The sequence below is a fragment of the Anabaenopsis sp. FSS-46 genome (assembly GCF_029891665.1).
Lineage (GTDB): Bacteria > Cyanobacteriota > Cyanobacteriia > Cyanobacteriales > Nostocaceae > Anabaenopsis > Anabaenopsis arnoldii.
Map to the genome: position 1 here is coordinate 38,686 of NZ_JANQDG010000152.1, position 16,904 is coordinate 55,589.

The 16,904-nt window shown below is 42.2% G+C and carries 14 protein-coding genes and 1 tRNA gene; 6 read left to right on the plus strand and 9 right to left on the minus strand.

Annotation, left to right across the window (positions count from 1 at the left end):
* Window positions 1-8 precede the first annotated feature (8 nt).
* Window positions 9-935, minus strand: coding sequence for a cobalamin-binding protein (locus NWP21_RS18460; protein WP_280793817.1), 927 nt, complete (start codon window positions 933-935; stop codon window positions 9-11).
* Between the two features lie 103 nt (window positions 936-1,038).
* Window positions 1,039-2,112 (minus strand): undecaprenyldiphospho-muramoylpentapeptide beta-N-acetylglucosaminyltransferase, encoded by a 1,074-nt coding sequence (murG, locus tag NWP21_RS18465; RefSeq protein WP_280793818.1) that lies wholly within the window; start codon window positions 2,110-2,112, stop codon window positions 1,039-1,041.
* An 86-nt stretch (window positions 2,113-2,198) separates the two neighbouring features.
* Between murG and NWP21_RS18470 the strand changes: the two genes are divergently transcribed.
* A complete protein-coding gene (locus tag NWP21_RS18470; RefSeq protein ID WP_280793819.1) occupies window positions 2,199-3,113 on the plus strand; it encodes a nuclear transport factor 2 family protein in 915 nt (304 codons plus the stop codon).
* A 47-nt stretch (window positions 3,114-3,160) separates the two neighbouring features.
* On the opposite strand, the gene NWP21_RS18475 is transcribed toward NWP21_RS18470, so the two are convergent.
* A complete protein-coding gene (locus NWP21_RS18475) occupies window positions 3,161-4,801 on the minus strand; it encodes an alpha/beta hydrolase (RefSeq protein WP_280793821.1) in 1,641 nt (546 codons plus the stop codon).
* Window positions 4,802-5,356: 555 nt separating this feature from the next.
* On the opposite strand from NWP21_RS18475, the gene NWP21_RS18480 reads away from it, so the two are divergent.
* The 4 genes from NWP21_RS18480 to NWP21_RS18495 all read left to right on the plus strand — a co-directional run bounded on the left by NWP21_RS18480 (window position 5,357) and on the right by NWP21_RS18495 (window position 9,543).
* Complete coding sequence (locus NWP21_RS18480) at window positions 5,357-7,042, plus strand: NAD(P)H-quinone oxidoreductase subunit 4 (RefSeq protein ID WP_280793822.1); 1,686 nt, start codon at window positions 5,357-5,359, stop codon at window positions 7,040-7,042.
* Window positions 7,043-7,054: 12 nt separating this feature from the next.
* On the plus strand, window positions 7,055-7,462 hold the full coding sequence (locus NWP21_RS18485; RefSeq protein ID WP_271734007.1) for a ubiquinol-cytochrome c reductase iron-sulfur subunit: 408 nt from the start codon (window positions 7,055-7,057) through the stop codon (window positions 7,460-7,462).
* 580 nt (window positions 7,463-8,042) lie between these two features.
* On the plus strand, window positions 8,043-8,774 hold the full coding sequence (locus tag NWP21_RS18490; RefSeq protein ID WP_280793823.1) for a hypothetical protein: 732 nt from the start codon (window positions 8,043-8,045) through the stop codon (window positions 8,772-8,774).
* A 235-nt stretch (window positions 8,775-9,009) separates the two neighbouring features.
* Window positions 9,010-9,543 carry a hypothetical protein gene (locus NWP21_RS18495; protein WP_280793824.1) on the plus strand — a complete coding sequence of 178 codons (534 nt, stop codon included), beginning with the start codon at window positions 9,010-9,012 and terminating at the stop codon, window positions 9,541-9,543.
* A 72-nt stretch (window positions 9,544-9,615) separates the two neighbouring features.
* On the opposite strand, the gene NWP21_RS18500 is transcribed toward NWP21_RS18495, so the two are convergent.
* The 4 genes from NWP21_RS18500 to pds all read right to left on the minus strand — a co-directional run bounded on the left by NWP21_RS18500 (window position 9,616) and on the right by pds (window position 13,976).
* On the minus strand, window positions 9,616-10,899 hold the full coding sequence (locus NWP21_RS18500) for an ABC transporter substrate-binding protein (RefSeq protein WP_280793825.1): 1,284 nt from the start codon (window positions 10,897-10,899) through the stop codon (window positions 9,616-9,618).
* Window positions 10,900-11,358: 459 nt separating this feature from the next.
* Window positions 11,359-11,450 (minus strand) — tRNA-Ser (locus tag NWP21_RS18505).
* A gap of 170 nt (window positions 11,451-11,620) precedes the next feature.
* Window positions 11,621-12,553 carry a 15-cis-phytoene synthase CrtB gene (gene crtB / locus NWP21_RS18510; protein WP_280793826.1) on the minus strand — a complete coding sequence of 311 codons (933 nt, stop codon included), beginning with the start codon at window positions 12,551-12,553 and terminating at the stop codon, window positions 11,621-11,623.
* The gene (gene pds / locus NWP21_RS18515) at window positions 12,537-13,976 is read right to left on the minus strand and encodes a 15-cis-phytoene desaturase (protein ID WP_271734001.1); all 1,440 of its coding nucleotides are present in this window, start codon (window positions 13,974-13,976) and stop codon (window positions 12,537-12,539) included. Before pds ends, crtB begins: the two co-directional genes overlap by 17 nt.
* A 254-nt stretch (window positions 13,977-14,230) precedes the next feature.
* Here pds and nagZ point away from each other — a divergent pair, with 254 nt between their 5' ends.
* Window positions 14,231-15,325 (plus strand): beta-N-acetylhexosaminidase, encoded by a 1,095-nt coding sequence (nagZ, locus tag NWP21_RS18520; protein WP_280793827.1) that lies wholly within the window; start codon window positions 14,231-14,233, stop codon window positions 15,323-15,325.
* An 8-nt stretch (window positions 15,326-15,333) separates the two neighbouring features.
* Here nagZ and NWP21_RS18525 read toward each other — a convergent pair whose 3' ends face one another.
* Both NWP21_RS18525 and NWP21_RS18530 read right to left on the minus strand, forming a co-directional pair.
* Window positions 15,334-15,693, minus strand: coding sequence for a metal-sensitive transcriptional regulator (locus NWP21_RS18525; RefSeq protein WP_271733999.1), 360 nt, complete (start codon window positions 15,691-15,693; stop codon window positions 15,334-15,336).
* 94 nt (window positions 15,694-15,787) lie between these two features.
* The gene (locus NWP21_RS18530) at window positions 15,788-16,471 is read right to left on the minus strand and encodes a DUF975 family protein (protein WP_271733998.1); all 684 of its coding nucleotides are present in this window, start codon (window positions 16,469-16,471) and stop codon (window positions 15,788-15,790) included.
* Window positions 16,472-16,904 lie beyond the last annotated feature (433 nt).

Below are 16,904 nucleotides of genomic sequence, written 5' to 3' on the forward strand. Positions count from 1 at the left end.
TGCTGCGTTTAGAGCGTATCCCAGGCGGTTCCTTTATAGCCATAATTAAAAATTTCTGGGTGTAAAATTTCTGCTAAAATCTCTAAAGAATCTGCAAGTCTTGGCCCGGGACGATTGAAAAAAGCATTGCCATCAGCAACATAAACTCTACCACTCTGGGTGGCGTGAAGTTTTTCCCAGTCTGGACGTTGAATGAATAACTGGGCGGCTTGACGAGTCCGATTTAAATCAAAGCCACAGGGGATAAAAATGATAATGTCTGGATTGCTTTTTAACAGTGCTTCCCAGGATATATAACTAGAAGGCTGACCTTTGACGCTAAATTGTGACTGACCTCCTGCTAAGTTCACCAATTCGGGAATCCAATTCGCAGCAATTATTAAAGGATCTGTCCACTCAATACAGGCTACTGTGGGTAACTCTGTTGAGGAAAGCCCCTGGAGTTTTCGCTGACAAATCGTGACACGAGCTTCTAAATTTTCCAAGACATGAACTGAGTCTACACCAAAGATATCACTTACTCGCTCAATATCTTGCCAAACATCCTCAAGAAGATGCGGTTTTAAGGAAATAATTTGAGGTGAGGTGTGGACAACACTAGCAAAGGCTTTTTCCACATCTGCAAGGGTGACTCCACATAAATCACACTGGTCTTGAGTAATAATGTGGGTGGGTTGTAATTTCTCTAAAATATCGGTTTTGATTTCATATATACTTAAGGCGGATTGTAACAAGTCGTTGATATCATCATGAATCTTACGGCTTTGCTGATGGTAATTCCAGCGTGCTTGAGTACAAACCGGGCGATTTTTGATTTCCGGAGGGTAGTCGCATTCATGCGATCGCCCGACAATGTGATTAGTCAGGCCCAGTGCGTCCAAAATTTCCGTTCCACCAGGAATCAAAGAAACAATCCTCACACTACTATTGGCCATCGGGCTACCTCCAGAACAGCTACTATAATTTCAATTCTGGCAAACTTTAACTGTTGCGGTATCTTTCTTTAGGTGAACACCTGTGTTCATTCATAAAACAAAATCACATATGAAGTATTTCACGGACTAAAGAAGCTAACTTGTCAGCACTATCAGGAACTGCGACCGCTTTGGCATTTTCTGCCATTGTGGCTAATTCATGGGGCGATCGCAATAAATGTAAAACTTCAGTTTGTAATATCTGTGTTGTTAACTCCGATTGCCGAAAACTTAAAGCCGCGCCAGCTTGGGTAAATACCTCTGCATTGTATGCTTGATGGTCTTCGGCAGCAAAGGGGTAAGGAATTAATATCGCTGGCGTTCCACATACTGCTAATTCTGTTAAACTGCCTGCACCAGCGCGACTAATGGCTAAATCGGCTCGTCTTAACAAGGCCGCCATGTTGTCGTAAAAGGGTAATGAGATATATTGCGAATGCTGGAGACTATCCGCCTGGGGATCTTGATTCCCTGTTAAATGTACCACATAAGCACCAGCATCAAACCAGGACGGAGCCGACTGGCGCACTAACTGATTCACCGCCACCGCCCCCTGACTGCCACCAAAGACTACAATTAAAGGCGCACCATCAGGAATAGGTAAATCTAGCAATTTATCTAGTCCTGGTTCCAGGAATTGAGAGCGCACGGGAGTACCCACATAAACATTTTTGCAGCGAGGTAAATACTGACTAGCGACCGCAAACCCTAAGGCCACCGCACTACACCAAGGGCCAAAAAACCGGCTGACTTTACCAGGTAAGGCATTAGATTCATGGAAAACTACAGGTAACCCCAGGGAACGCGCCGCAATGACGCTAGGAGCCGCTATATAACCCCCTGTGGTGAAAACACCTTGAAAATTCCCTTCTGTGAGGATGCGTCTGACCTTCAAAATCCCCGCCACCATACCGGCTATGATCCGGAGTGTAGACAATCCAAATCCTTGCTGAAACCCCTCAACTGCAATAGTATTCAATAGATACTGTGTGGGCACAAGTTGAGTTTCTAAACGATTGGAGACACCCAGCCATTCAATCTCATAATCTGGTAATTTCTCAGCCAGTGCGATCGCTGGAAACAAGTGTCCACCAGTCCCACTAGCAGCTATTAATAATTTTATCGGTGCGTTTGCCATGAACAATCTAAAGTTTAGCGCCTAGCATATCTAAAGATAAAACAATTTCCTGACCTTCTCTACTTAAATCAGCAAACTCTTACCAAATGACTAACATTACTGCCTTATTACTGAAACACCAACAGAAATTTCCTCATAGTATTTGGTTCTTTATATCACTAATACTATTGAATGTAACTAGTAATTGGCAACCGGCTCAAGCTAGGACAATACAACCATTACAACCTGTGTCTACTGTTGTCCAAGGCGGTGAGATGTCCTTAAAAGACAGGCTACGCCAATGGCAAACAGCCAACAGCTTATCTCCCATCATTTCCAGCGGTACAGCCTCTGAATTGAGCAATCTGTTAGCACAAATGGATGCAGCAGCTACCCGTGCTAACATCAAAGAAGTCATGCAATTTTACAGTCCCAACTTCAGCAATACAGATGGTTTAAATTACCAATCCCTAGAAAAATCCTTAATTGTATTCTGGAAACGTTATCCAAATTTGCGATACACTACAAAGTTGCAATCTTGGCAAGTTGAAGGCAATACCATCGTTGCCGAAACAGTCACTAATATAGTGGGTTCACCATCTACCAACAGCAGTAATTTCGCTCTCAATACCACCATTACATCCCGTCAACGGATTCAGGGCACAAAAATAGTCGAGCAAAAAATTTTATCAGAACGTAGCCTACTTACTTCTGGTGAGCAGCCTCCCCAAATTGATATCAACTTACCAGATCAAGTAAAAGTAGGACAGAAGTATTATTTCGATGCCATCGTCCAAGAACCACTCGGCGATGAGTTTCTACTGGGAACAGCAATAGAAGAACCAGTCCACGTCAGTAAATATCTCAATCCCACATCTGTAGATTTGGAAAGACTCAAATCTGGGGGACTTTTTAAAATCGGACAGGCCCCAGTTATTCCTGGTCACCGTTGGGTGTCAGCAGTGATTGTCAGATCTAATGGGACTACCATCGTCACTCAACGTCTGCAAGTGGTTAGATAGTTAAAATTCATCGTACCAAAAAGCTTGTTTGTGTGTACACTCCGCCCCTAGCGGCGGAGTTTCAATTCTTCGATCACATCAGCCGGAATCTCAGTCACTAAACGAATGGGAAATCCTTGGGTAGAAGCATATTGGGCGTACTCTGGGGTGAGGAAGATTTTATATTGCTCCCTTTGAGGAGTCATTTGTGCCGCAAATGCTAAAGTAATAACTTTCATATACCTATGAATCTCAGCAGCTTGGGCACCAACTACCTCAACACCCCCCTTCTCCTCCCTCTGTGCAGTAGAAATGGGATCTTTGATACTACCGTGAGTTGCTCCCACAATTCCAATTAGCCATTTTGGTGCTGGGATTTTGCTAAAACCAATGATTTGTTCGGTTAACGCTGGGGTTACTTGATCGGCTGATGATGCTAAAATTAGGATGGGAACTTTCATATTTTCTAACCCAGTTTCACCAAACATAAGGGAAGTTGTGGGGTTAAGAGCGATCGCCTGTTTAATGCGGGGGTCTCGTAATATGTAGCGCTCTTGTGGCAGAGTTTTGGCAACACATTGCAAACCCTCCCCGAAATTAACAGTAGTATCTAGGAATTGAGCACAGCGTTCTCTTAAAGAATCTACTTGTAATTCTCCCCCAGCAATAGACATCGCTGTCCCACCCCCAAAAGAATGACCGATCACCATAGCGTTATTGGTTGTTAACTTACTTTGTAGCTGGTGTTTGTCTTGTTGGTTCCACTTTGCCAACTGGTCTAAAATAAAACTGATATCTTTAGGTCGCTCCAAAAATTCCTGCGGTTTCATCAGTAATGCAAGACCCCCCTGCATTGGATCGATTCGGTAATCTTGATTACTGCCAATATGTTCTAGCGCTGCTACTACATATCCATGAGATGCTAAATGTTCTGCTATGTAGCGCATATCTGTGCGATCAGAGGAATAACCATGTGATAAAATGATCACAGGTTTAGTAGTTACGGCTGCATCTGACCAATAAATGTCAACAGGAACAAGACGTTGGCGTTGTTCATCTTTTAATCTTGGTAAGTTGATCACCTGTACTTTCCCAGTTCCTGCTTCCCCAGGATCAAAGGGTAAATTCAATTCTGCAGGCTTTGCAGCCAGTCTGGGAGTAATGGCTTGTATAAACTCGTTGCTTTGTTGATAGGACAGGTTAAAGTTACTAAAAACCCCAGGTACTTCCGCCACATTAATGACAAGGTTTTGACTGGGGTAATTTTGGATAAAGCTAATAACAGAAAGTCCTTCTGAAGTTTTAGAACCATGTACCAGCGCAGTTCTCAGGGCTTGCATTCCCGCCTCATCTTTGCGGAATGTGAGTTTAGAGAAGTCTTGGAGGATACTACTACCAACCGGAGTATATAATAATCTACTTAAATTTACAAAATTTACGGTAACTTTCTTACGTAGTACTTCTAAAAATTTTTGCCGATCTTCAGGGGGAAATTTATTCGTATAAACTTGATATTGCTGAGGTACTATTCCTGTTGCGGCAATTCTTTGCAAGTCTTCAACTGATATTGATTCCTCTAGAATACCATAACGCAAAATAACATTCTGTGCAGGATTGGCCGGTTTAATTCTCAGTAAGAAATATGTGTTAATAATGGTGATTAATAAAAAAATCTTTATTGTAATGTTTGATAGTAGTGTATATCGCATAATTTGACACCGAACGACATTTTTATTTATGGGTTAGAAACTTTTGAACCGGTTAAAGCTTTTTTGAAAATTTTATCATAAATATTCAGATAATTACCGGCTGAAATTTCAGCTAATTCCATACCTAATGCACCCTAGAGGCTCAAGTCAAAGTCACCCATAAGCGATCGCCTATTCAGCATTTAAGCTTTTGAGAATTTTCTTAGCTAACAATTTTTATATAACTCTACTATATTTGAAAGGATGATTCCTTGCCAGATCAGCGATAGCGCAAGCGCTGCTGCTAAAGCAGATCGCCTATTTCACATTACCATCATTTCACTTTCAACACTATCGATTAGTATCAAGTGATATTACACTTATGTTAGTGTAAATACTTAGTAAATGACTATTTCCAGGGAATCTTTGCATAAACCATCCTATGGTTTGGTGGTTAGGCCTGCCTGTGAGTAAGGATAGTAATTTTCTTATGCCACCCATAGTTATTAAGATATTATTAAAAAGTTTAATAATATGAGATGATAATTAAACTAAGTATTATTCATTAGATATCCGATGACAGATGAATTTCCCTGGCTGAGTGTGATTGTCTTGTTACCATGCATTGCTGCTCTGGTGATCCCTGTTCTTTCCGATAAAGACGGCAAGTGGATACGATGGTATGCGCTAGGAGTGGGAGTTGCCGATTTAATCTTGATGTGCTACGCCTTTTGGCGGCATTATGATGCCAGCAGTGCTGTATTTCAACTAGAAGAAAATTATGCCTGGATGCCTCAGTTAGGCCTAAGTTGGGCGGTTGCTGTGGATGGTTTATCAGTTCCCTTTGTACTTCTAGCCGGACTGGTAACAACACTGTCAATTTTTTCGGCTTGGCAAGTTGACCGCAGGCCTCGTCTTTTCTATTTCCTAATGCTAGTGCTCTACTCAGCCCAGATTGGGGTATTTGTCGCCAAAGACCTGCTGCTGTTTTTCATTATGTGGGAAGTGGAGCTAATTCCCGTATACCTGCTGATTTCCATTTGGGGTGGGCAAAAGCGTCGCTACGCTGCTACAAAATTCTTGATATATACGGCGGCAGCTTCTATATTTATTTTAGTAGCAGCATTGGCAATGGCGCTCTACGGTGGGGGTAATATCACTTTTGACTTAGCACGGTTGGGATTGAAAGATTACCCACTAAATTTAGAACTTTTACTGTATGCAGGATTGTTAATTGCCTTTGGTGTCAAGTTGGCTGTGTTCCCCATGCATACTTGGTTACCTGATGCTCATGGAGAAGCTTCATCTCCAGTATCAATGATTCTGGCAGGTGTGCTGCTGAAGATGGGAGGATACGGACTAATTCGCCTGAATATGGGAATTTTGGCTGATGCACATATTTACTTTGCACCAGTTCTGGCAATTCTGGGGGTTGTTAACATTATCTATGGTGCGTTGAATTCCTTCGCCCAATCTAATATGAAGCGGCGGCTGGCCTATTCGTCCATTTCTCACATGGGATTCGTACTGCTAGGTATTGCTTCCTTCACTGATTTGGGTATTAACGGCGCCATGTTGCAAATGATTTCCCACGGTTTAATTGCGTCCGTGCTGTTTTTCCTGGCAGGTGTCACCTACGATCGCACTCGTACAATGATTATGGATGATATGGGCGGTATTGGTCAGGTAATGCCAAAAGTATTTGCATTATTTACCATCAGCGCCATGGCCTCCCTAGCTCTCCCAGGTATGAGCGGCTTTGTGGGGGAACTTGCTGTCTTCGTTGGTATAACTAGCAGTGATGTCTACAGTTCCGCCTTCTGTATTGTCACGGTTTTCCTGGCTGCCATAGGAGTTATCCTCACACCAATTTATCTACTTAATTTGCTGCGTAAGGTGTTTTATGGTACTAGTGCTGCAGTCTCCTGTGACGTTAATAATGCAGCCTTGGAGAATCAGGAGGACGAGGGAACAGCTTGTTTTGGTACTGACTGTCTGCTGCCAACTCAAACGATCTATAGTGATGCTAGACCCCGTGAAGTATTTATTGCTGCCTGTTTTCTGTTGCTGATTATCGGTATCGGGTTTTACCCCAAGTTGGCTATGCAGATGTATGACGTGAAGACCGTGGCTGTGAATGCTCAGGTGCGCCAATCTTTGATGACTATCTCCCAAGCAAATCCCCACATCTATGCTCAGGGATTGTCAGTTCCTACTATTCCCCCATCTGAAATAAAACCCGTTTTGGGAGTTGTTAAGTAACTTTATTGACTTATGAAACGTCGCGATTTTATCAATTGGGTAGGTTTAAGTACAATCGCTAGTAGTTTACCTGTAGCTATAGCTGCTTGTGCTTCTAAAAAAGTATCTAGAGATTGGCAAACTGTGGGTACTGTGACGGATTTGGATAAAGATGGCCAATTGCTAGTTCAAAAATCCCCTACTTTCAATGTTTTAGTAGTTGGTACATCGGTCAGTGAAAATCTCATCGCTGTTGACCCTACCTGTACTCACTCAGGTTGCACAGTAACATGGGACGGGAAAGGTAATAAGTTTGCCTGTCGTTGTCATGGTGCAGAATATAACACTAATGGTCAAGTGCGAAGGGGACCGGCTAGAGAACCACTCAAAACTTACTCAGCTAAGATTGAGAATAATTCAGTATTAGTGAAGCAAAATTAATAATTTCATATCAAACATCCTCTGAGAGAATGGTGGATGCTCTCAAAAACAAGGCTGGAAGAGCCATTAAAAAAAAGCTCAATTTTTGGCAAAAATTGAGCTTTTTATAGTTAAATTTCGTCAGGTGATCGGAATACCTATTTATTTAGTATTAATCAACACTACTTTAACTCCTCCTAAAGATAGATAAATACTACGTCCATTTTTTCATACTTCCTGAAAGTTTTGCTAGGCAATGGATGGAACAATAGTATCAATTTTAATTGCCATCTTATAAATTTCATCCTCAGTTGTAGTAATTAAGCCCCATGATTACAAAAACCTTCTGATAGTATTTATTTTTGACCCCCTAGTTTTGCCTTGTTACATCAAATATGGGACTTATGTGTATTTCGTAATTATTGATACTACTATTCTTATGACTTCATCTCTACTACCTAGTAGACAGTATGTTGATCAAGACTTCTGTCTACTTAAGGATGTAATGGTGATTTTATGATGTTACAGTTTAAATATCGCCAAATTTGGTGGAATCATCGTACACAATGTCCATAGCGGCAATATTTTGTCAGGAGTGAATGTGAATATTATTTCCCTTGTCTACTACAAGCTAGACAAATACAAAAGTTTGTTTTACCTACCCAGCGTAGCTGCTCTGACAATGTTAAGTAGTGGTGTGTCTGCTATTGCTGAAACAGTAGATACTCAACTGTTACATGAGGCTTCTGTGAATGCAATATCTATGGCTACGCCATGCAAGGTAGAAGTTGCTAATGAAACATTCACACCTGTACAGGGGACGGTGGAAACCTCATCAGCATCCCTGATTTCTCAATCAAAACTTACTTCTCATCATCAGATAGCACAAGCAAATATAGATTTTGGTAGACCTAGCCGTGCCGGTAAAAACTATGTCGGTATTGCTGGTAACCTTGGTTTAGAAGGTAGCAACTCATCTTTAGGTGATGCCAATGTTGCCGTTGTCGGTAAAGTGGGATTAACAAATACCATATCTGTAAGACCATCTGCTCTATTTGGCAACAACACCACTATCTTGCTTCCCGTTACCTATGACTTCAGCTTACAGCAGCCAAGTCCCTTTGAGGAGCCATTAGCGATCGCACCTTATGTTGGAGTAGGTGCAGCTCTTAAAACTGGTGATAATTCTAAGACTGCTTTATTAGTATCTGTTGGTCTTGATTTTCCTCTCAATAGTCGATTTACCGCCACAGCTTCCGCTAATGCCGGATTTTTTGACCAAACTGATATCGGTTTGTTATTAGGAGTTGGTTACAATTTCAGCGGTTTTTAACTGAATCATCTCAAACATAAAAGGCAAAAGTTATTCTCACTCTTGCCTTTTACCTAATAATGCAACTTTGTATTTAGGGATGTAATCTTGATTTTTGCAGTAATTATTCCAGTTTGCATAACAACAAATAATTCTTTCAGCTAAAAATAACCCTTATATATATATGAATAAACAGCGGCAATCATCAAATCAGACTAAAAATGTTATAAAGGAAAATGAAAAAGAAGAAGAACTCATGCATGATGTTCTTGTGTTGCTGGAAAACTTGATTTCTAGGGAAGAGACTACAGTCAAGTTAATCATGGATTCTCTCTATGATGTAGGCTCAATTAACCTGATTAACCATAAGTTTCATTGTCGGACTCTCAATAGACTTCTCAAACTCATTTCCAGAACATCCAAGCCAGTATTTAGAATTTTTGCTTGGCGGTGGTTTCAAAATAATGGTCCTCAATTAATTACTAACTGGATACAAAACAAGATTGCTTTCAAAAGCACCCAAACAGCAAAAATACCGACAACACAAGTTGTGCTGGCAAATCCCGACACAAATGTTAATCCTCTAACAAAACCTCAGTATCAACTTCAGGAAGTAAAACATCTTCTTTCCCAAGTGACATTACTAACTGGTATTTTGGCTGGGTTCGTGACTGTGTTTGGTTGTAGCTTTGTTTGGTTAAGTTATTCTCTAGAGCGATCGCATATGCAAAGAATTGTAGAATTACAAAATCAGGTGAAAACTCTGGAGGCTAGCGTCCAAGAACATTAGCTGAATCTGGAAGTAGCCCGGTAATGATTGTGGCGGGCTACCCCCATGTCCTTGCTGTTTCCGTGGGAGAGACTATTGAGGATTAGGACTAACTTTATCTATCACATTAATTTTACCATCTGCTTCTACAGTCCAAACATCGTAGACACCCACAACATCGCCATTGGCATCAATATCCACATTACCACTTGCCCCTTGGTAGTTAATGTCTTGACCCTCTCGAAGTAACTTCAGCCCCTCGCATACATTAGTAACTTCTATACCAGGTGCATTAGCAACATCACGTATCTTCTGAGCAATACCAACCCCTGTATTTTCCTGGGCGGCTTGGGCGGACAGTACCAACAAAGCCGCAGCATCCCAGGCTTGGGGAGCATATTCCCCCGGTGAACCGCCTTTTTTTTCTTGCCACAGTTGATTAAAAGCTGCTAGGGCTTGGCCATCAGAACCGGGTACTGTACCCAGGGCTCCCGCCAAGAGATATTTCCCATCTCCACCTTTACCTACTTGGTTTGGGAAAGTAGGTGATTTTACTCCATCTGTCAGTAAAATCTGCACCCCATCAGTTAACCCTTGTTGATAAGCAGTTTTGAGGAGGAGACTACCTGTTTCAGCGTAGAGAACCGCTACGACTGCATCCGGTTTACCGGCGAAAGCCGCAGCGGCTTCAGTATCAAAAGTTTGGGCTTTGGGATCGTAGCGGACAGGATTATTTTTATTAACTACAGTTCCGCCCAATTTCTCAAAAGCCTCTACAAATGCTTTTTCAAACCCCACGCCATAGTCGTTATTAATCACAACTGTAGAAACTCGCCGAAAACCTTTTTGATTAGCTAGTTCAGCTAATGCTAATGCTTGGTAGGTATCAGGAGGAGCTGTACGCGACCAAAAGCCTTTAAATTCACCTTTTTGGGCTTTTTCTGTAAAAACTGGACTGGTACTACCAGGAGAAACCAGCATCACTTGATTCGGCACAGCAACTGAGACAGCAGCAGTAGAAACGCTACTAGCAAAGGAACCAACTACCCCAGCTACCCGGTCTAAAGTTGCCAATTTGGTCATACCCGCCGCACCAGCTCTGGGGTCAGTCTGGTCGTCCACTTCTATGAGGGTAACTGGTTGTCCATTCACTCCCTCGCAAGCGTTAACGGTCTCTACCAGCAAGGGAATGGAGCCTATCATTTGCTGTCCAACCGATGCTAGGTCACCAGTACTTGGTAGTAAGGTACCAATTTTTAGCCCGGAACTACTCTCCCCTGTGGTATTAGTGTTATTGGCATTTTCGCAAGCTCCTAAAAGGAACCCTGTTGTTAGGGTAGCTATACTCAAGCCTACGGCAGTATTAATTTTTAGCACAGTTTACTTTTTCCCCTGAGGTATTTAAGACGATAAAAGTAAGATTCAACCTAGCTTTTTCTTATACTAGGCAAATCTTCACACTCCCCTATGTAAACAGAGGGGGATTGTTGGTTCAATTACTCGAATAAATAATAGCATCTACCCACGGGAATAAAACTTTTCACCAAAATATCAATATTTATTGATGTATAACATAGGTAATTTTCATCCCTAGACCTAACATTAAGAAAAAAGTAATCACTTTGTTCTCAAGGGTTATCGGCATTCTCGTTATAAATATAGCATTTCCCATGCTCGTGAGGTACAAAGTTGTTTAGTTTCAGGGAACAGGGAACAGGGAACAGGGAACAGGGAATAGGGAATAGGGAATAGGCAATTGATGTGTACTTCATTAGCCTGAAAAAGGCTTTAAGTTAAGAAGGCAAGTTACTTTTTAACTTAGGCGTATCGCTAAAACGGAGAGAGAGGGATTCGAACCCTCGGTACGGAGTTACCTGCCGTACAACAGATTAGCAATCTGTCGCTTTCGACCACTCAGCCATCTCTCCAGATGGGCTACAGATTTTAAATATAGCAGAGTATTTTTAGTTAGTCAACTATCATTTATAAAATTGTTTGAAGTATCGGACGCAAATATAGAATCTCCTGACTTATAGTCAGGAGACTGGCAGGTGTTGCAAAACTTACGGGTTACGAATTATTCTGAATACGGAGTTAACTAAAGAACCTGCGATCGCATCCACGCCCCTGGTAAAGAAAGTAACTTTTGCCACTGAGGTACATAGGCACGTTGGGTAAACGCGTTGTAATCGTTACGTTCAATGATGGTTAAAATTCGACTGTAATGCATGAGAGCCGCCCATACAGGCCAACGAGCATCAGGGGATAGATAACTAATACCTCTTTCAGCTTTAGTATAAAATTCTCTAGCTCTGTTAATTTCAAACCGCATTAGGGAGCGCCAGCGGTCATCAACTACACCTTTAAATAAATCGTCCTCAGTGTAATTGAATCGTGCCAAATCCTCTAGAGGAATATAAATTCTCCCCCGTCGTGCATCCTCCCCTACATCTCTGAGGATGTTGGTGAGTTGCTTGGCTATTCCCAAGGCGATTTCTTCAGCAGTGGGCAGATAAGGCTGTTGTTTACAGTTCCACGGCGCTGAATTTCTGGTTTCATCCAGTCCCATAATCGAGGTTGACATTAAGCCAACAGTACCGGCGACGCGATAACAGTAGAGGTATAAATCCTCAAAGGTTTCATAGCGACTGCGATACAAATCCATCTGCTGACCAGCAATCATATCCCGGAAGGGCTGAATGTCGATGGGAAAGCGTCGAACAGTATCAGCCAAAGCTACATCATAATCTTCCACTGGTTCCCCAGCGAAAATGGACTCTAGCTGCTGCTCCCATAAATCTAGGGTTTCTGGCGTAGTCATGGCACATCCAGGCCCATCTACCAATTCATCTGTGCGGCGACACCATGCGTAAATCGCCCAAATAGCAGGACGTTTTTCTTCGCTCAGGAGCAAAGTGCTTAGGTAAAAAGTCGCGGAATACTTGGCTATAAGTTGCCGACAAAGTTTGTAGGACTCGTCTACAGAGACCAGCGTTTTCATGCGCGGTGGGGAATCAGGCAGTTGCAGCATTCGTTGCGGGCGGTCGGGTTGGCGTTTGCAGGTCTGAGGAATTTTCTACCGGGGGGGCTTCCGAGATTGCTTGCGCTGTCAGCTTACCAGAAAGTACAGCACCTTCCATACTGGCTAAGTAGCGCTGCATGGTGTAATCCCCAGTGAGATAAAAGTTGTTGATGGGGGTTTGTTGTGAGGGGCGGTACTGTTGGCGACCTGGTGTCGCTTTGTAAACTGAGCGCGGTGTTTTGACCACATGATACTTTAATAATTTAGCGTTATTTTCTTGTCCAAAATGGTCAGGGAAGAGTTTCTCTAACTCAGCAAGAGTGGCGGTAACAATTTCCTCATCTGATTTAGTGATCCAATCTTTTGCCGGAGCTAAAACTAATTCCAACATTGAGCGATCTGGATTAGCATATTCACGACAGGCATTGCTCATATCAGCATAAACGCTCAGGAGCGGCGATCGCGAGAATAATAAGTGATCAATCTCTGTCAGTTTACGATCAAACCACAAATGGACATTAATTACAGGTACCCCTTCTAAACCTTCTAGCTTTTGGAAAAACTCCATTTCCTGCCAAGGTTTTGGTAGCATTACCTTTAACGGGTCAACGGGCATAGCTGACACATACAAGTCAGCTGTAAATATTTCATCCTCAGCCCCATTTAACCCTCTGAGTAAGAATCCCTTAACTGTACCGTCAGGGTTGAGCAAAATTTCCTTGAGGGGAGCATTTAGCCGCACTTCCCCACCCCGCTGAGTGATGTAATCTACTATCGGCTGACACAATCTTTCGGTGGGTGAACCGTCTAAAAATGCCATTTTAGAGCCGTTCTTTTCCTGAAGGAAGCGATTCAGCGCTGTGAGGAGGATCGTAGCAGAGATTTCATCAGGTCCAATGAAGTTTAATGACTTGCACATGGCAATGAAAACTTCTGTATTCACCCGTTCGGGAATCTTCTGTTTACGTAGCCACTCTGTCCAAGAATATTTATCCATCTCCTCAACATATTTTTGCCCCTGAACCATTGCTGGAATCAGTCCTAGACCAAATTTAATTTTTTCTGGCCATGTGAGCATATCGTTGTTTCTGAGAATCGCCACCACACCATTTAAGGGCGCTGGCAAATCTGGGAAGTCAAAGCGGCTGTATGTTCCTGGTGCTTCGGGCTGATTGAAGATCATTGTGTGTTCTTTCCACTGCAATCGATCTTCAATATCCAGTTCTTTAAATAGCTGCAACATATTGGGATATGCGCCAAAAAAGATGTGCAAACCCGTTTCGTACCAGTCTCCATCAGCGTCTTTCCACGCGGCCACTTTACCACCCAATACATCCCGGCGCTCCAAGATAATGGGAGTATGACCTGCGTCTGTGAGATATTTCGCGCAGGATAGCCCTGCTAGACCAGCACCCGCGATCGCGACTCGCATTTAAACTTACTGCCTTTTAATATTTCTTTATGGTTTTGTCGTTCTCATTATAAGTTGCAATCCGTTACATTTGGCAGCAGTTGTACGATCTGTTCTCAAAAAACTTCTCTCAGGAATGCTCTTACTCACATCCAAAGGTGCTAACACCATCACAATTGAATCTTTTCCTGATTTCCACCATCTAACTGAGTTTATGTAATTTTCCCGAAGATAAATTAAAATATTTAGTATATTTTATAGTTCTTTTTTTTCCTATGCTCACATCTCAAAAGCTACAAACCTTTGGTAATCATTTAATAGTTGGTATTTCTGGGACGACATTAAGTGATGATGATAAACGTATACTGAGTGACTTAAAACCAGTTGGGGTGATTTTTTTTGCTAAAAACTTTGAGGATGGTAACCCTTACGAAGTATGGCTAGAAACTTTCGGGCAACTTAACCACCAAATCCGAGAATATGCTCAACGTGACTCTATGTTTATGACATTAGACCACGAAGGAGGAAGGGTGGTGAGGACACCATTACCAATTACCAGATTTCCTTATGCCTTACTGTGTCGATCACACGCCTACGAAGTAGCAAAAGCCACAGCATTAGAACTTAAATCACTGGGGATAAACTTATCCTGGTCTCCCGTAGCAGATATTTTTTCTCATCCTCAAAACCCCATTATCGGACCTCGTGCCTTTGGTCACACCCCAGAAACCACAGCTAAAGCTGTATGTGAATACTACAGAGGACTTAAGGAAGGGGGAATATTAGGATGTGGGAAACACTTTCCTGGACATGGAGACACTAGTAAAGATTCTCACATTGAATTACCCATACTCAATCTGACCCTAGAAGACCTGCACAAACGGGAGCTAATACCATTTAAAGCCCTGATTGCCGAGCAAATTCCCCTAATCATGACAGCTCATATCTTATTCCCGCACATAGACCCCAAATTACCAGCCACACTTTCCCCAGCTATCCTCAAAAGCATACTCCGGGACGAATTGGGCTTTGAGGGTGTAGTTGTATCCGACGACCTGGATATGAAAGCTGTTTCCGATATGTTTACCCACAGTGGTACAGTAGCCCAAGCCTTTAATGCTGGCTGTGATTTATTTATTGTCTCCCGTAATCTTAATTCCTTATCCATAGAACGTACCTATCAGATGGCTGAAGATTTTGCCGATTCGTTAAATCAAGGTAGTCTAGATCAATCAACAGTAGCCGCAGCCAGAAATAGAATCGAGAAACTACTAGGGGTGACTCCTCAATATACCATTCAGACTTTGGATCAAAATACCCTACAGGAACACGCCCAACTAGCGATCGCCTGTTGTTACCAGGAGAGATAAAATTAGTACTAAGGCAAAAACCGATCCAAAGCAGCTTTTAACTGTTGAATTTCCACCTCCATATTCCCCTCTTGAGCCGCTCTAGCAATACACTCAGTTAAATGTTCATCCAAAACAATTCTCGCCACCTTATCCAAAGCGCCCCGCACCGCCGCAATTTGTAATAAAACATCAGGACAAGGGGTATCTTGCTGCACCATTGTTTTAATACCGCGAACATGTCCCTCTATCCGTGACAACCGATTGACAATTTTCCGCAGTGACTCTTGACTATGAACGTGAGCATGAGCCGACTGTCCATGGTTATGCTCTATTGGGGGATGGGATATAGATAAAGATTCTGTTGCTAACCGGTTGGGTTTATTCATGAGCCTTCTAAGTACTGTTAATAGTTAAATCCTAGCCTAGAGGATCGCAAATCAAGGGAAAACTCTTTCCCAGGAGTTAACCCCAGTCAAACAGTTAAATTTCGTGGTCTCGTAGTTTTAAACCTAAACCCTCCCGGCGACTGCGCAGGTCGTAGTAAATGACAGATGTGAGAGTTTGATAAAAGGGTAAAATCATAGCACTAATACTAAAAATGATGGCTAGTAGCAAAAATACAAAATAAAGTAAAGCATATAGACCATATTCATCTAGTATGAACGGTGAGAAAACTAATTGTAAAAAACTAGTCATAACTTGCAGCATAATCTGAGCCGGGATGGTAATTATTAAAGAACCCACAAAGTAAATCAACAACAACCGCCAGCCGTAACCCTGAGTTAATTGCCAACTGCGACTAATGGCTGACACCCCGTCAACATTTTCTTCAATAGCCAAGACCGCATCTACTAAGTATAACCTGATTATGATCCATAAACAGGCTAAGATTACCACAATCAGAGTCGCCAAGGTAATCAGACCCAACAGAAGAACAGCAGCAGAATTTTCGTCTGGAAATATCAAGCCCCAGAAAACCCCTAAGATGCCAAATATAATCACTATACCTAGGCCAAGTCCCACACCCACAAGAAATAATAACAGCACCGCCACCAAAAACTCCCACAACCGAGAATTAACAAAGCGTTGACCAGATGGGATACTTTCTGGCTGATTTACCAATTCACCGAAAGCCAAGCGGGAAATCAGAGATATCAGAGCCATAAACTTAGCCCAACCATAGACGGGAACTAGGACCCACAGGTAAGCCTTGAGTGCTAGGAAAAAATAGTCTACAATAATTTAATGAATTTATAGTCATTTATGTACATTTGTAGTATAATATAATTATGAATGTACGATCATTAAATGAATGAAACTATCTGATTATGCAAAAAAGGTAGGGATAAGTTATAGAACTGCGTAGGGATAAGTTATAGAACTGCGTGGCGTTGGTACAAATCCGGCGTAATCACAGGTTATCAACAACCTACAGGAACCATAATTATTAATCTACCAGGACTTACGCAACTGGCACAAATAGGGAGCGGAGGGAGCCGCGCCACGGGACAATTTCAATTAAACCAAGCACATAGGAATACTTGGGCGTTTGAGTTGCTGTATTAAATAATTAGACAGCAAATTATGCTTGATTTGA

What these genes read in the sequence shown, in the direction of transcription:
- NWP21_RS18495 (WP_280793824.1), top strand. Translation starts at nt 9,010, where the DNA reads ATGCATGATGTTCTTGTGTTGCTGGAAAACTTGATTTCTAGGGAAGAG.
- NWP21_RS18485 (WP_271734007.1), top strand. Translation starts at nt 7,055, where the DNA reads ATGAAACGTCGCGATTTTATCAATTGGGTAGGTTTAAGTACAATCGCT.
- crtB (WP_280793826.1), bottom strand. Translation starts at nt 12,553, where the DNA reads ATGCTGCAACTGCCTGATTCCCCACCGCGCATGAAAACGCTGGTCTCT.
- NWP21_RS18475 (WP_280793821.1), bottom strand. Translation starts at nt 4,801, where the DNA reads ATGCGATATACACTACTATCAAACATTACAATAAAGATTTTTTTATTA.
- NWP21_RS18460 (WP_280793817.1), bottom strand. Translation starts at nt 935, where the DNA reads ATGGCCAATAGTAGTGTGAGGATTGTTTCTTTGATTCCTGGTGGAACG.
- NWP21_RS18480 (WP_280793822.1), top strand. Translation starts at nt 5,357, where the DNA reads ATGACAGATGAATTTCCCTGGCTGAGTGTGATTGTCTTGTTACCATGC.
- nagZ (WP_280793827.1), top strand. Translation starts at nt 14,231, where the DNA reads ATGCTCACATCTCAAAAGCTACAAACCTTTGGTAATCATTTAATAGTT.
- NWP21_RS18530 (WP_271733998.1), bottom strand. Translation starts at nt 16,471, where the DNA reads ATGGCTCTGATATCTCTGATTTCCCGCTTGGCTTTCGGTGAATTGGTA.
- NWP21_RS18525 (WP_271733999.1), bottom strand. Translation starts at nt 15,693, where the DNA reads ATGAATAAACCCAACCGGTTAGCAACAGAATCTTTATCTATATCCCAT.
- NWP21_RS18470 (WP_280793819.1), top strand. Translation starts at nt 2,199, where the DNA reads ATGACTAACATTACTGCCTTATTACTGAAACACCAACAGAAATTTCCT.
- pds (WP_271734001.1), bottom strand. Translation starts at nt 13,976, where the DNA reads ATGCGAGTCGCGATCGCGGGTGCTGGTCTAGCAGGGCTATCCTGCGCG.
- murG (WP_280793818.1), bottom strand. Translation starts at nt 2,112, where the DNA reads ATGGCAAACGCACCGATAAAATTATTAATAGCTGCTAGTGGGACTGGT.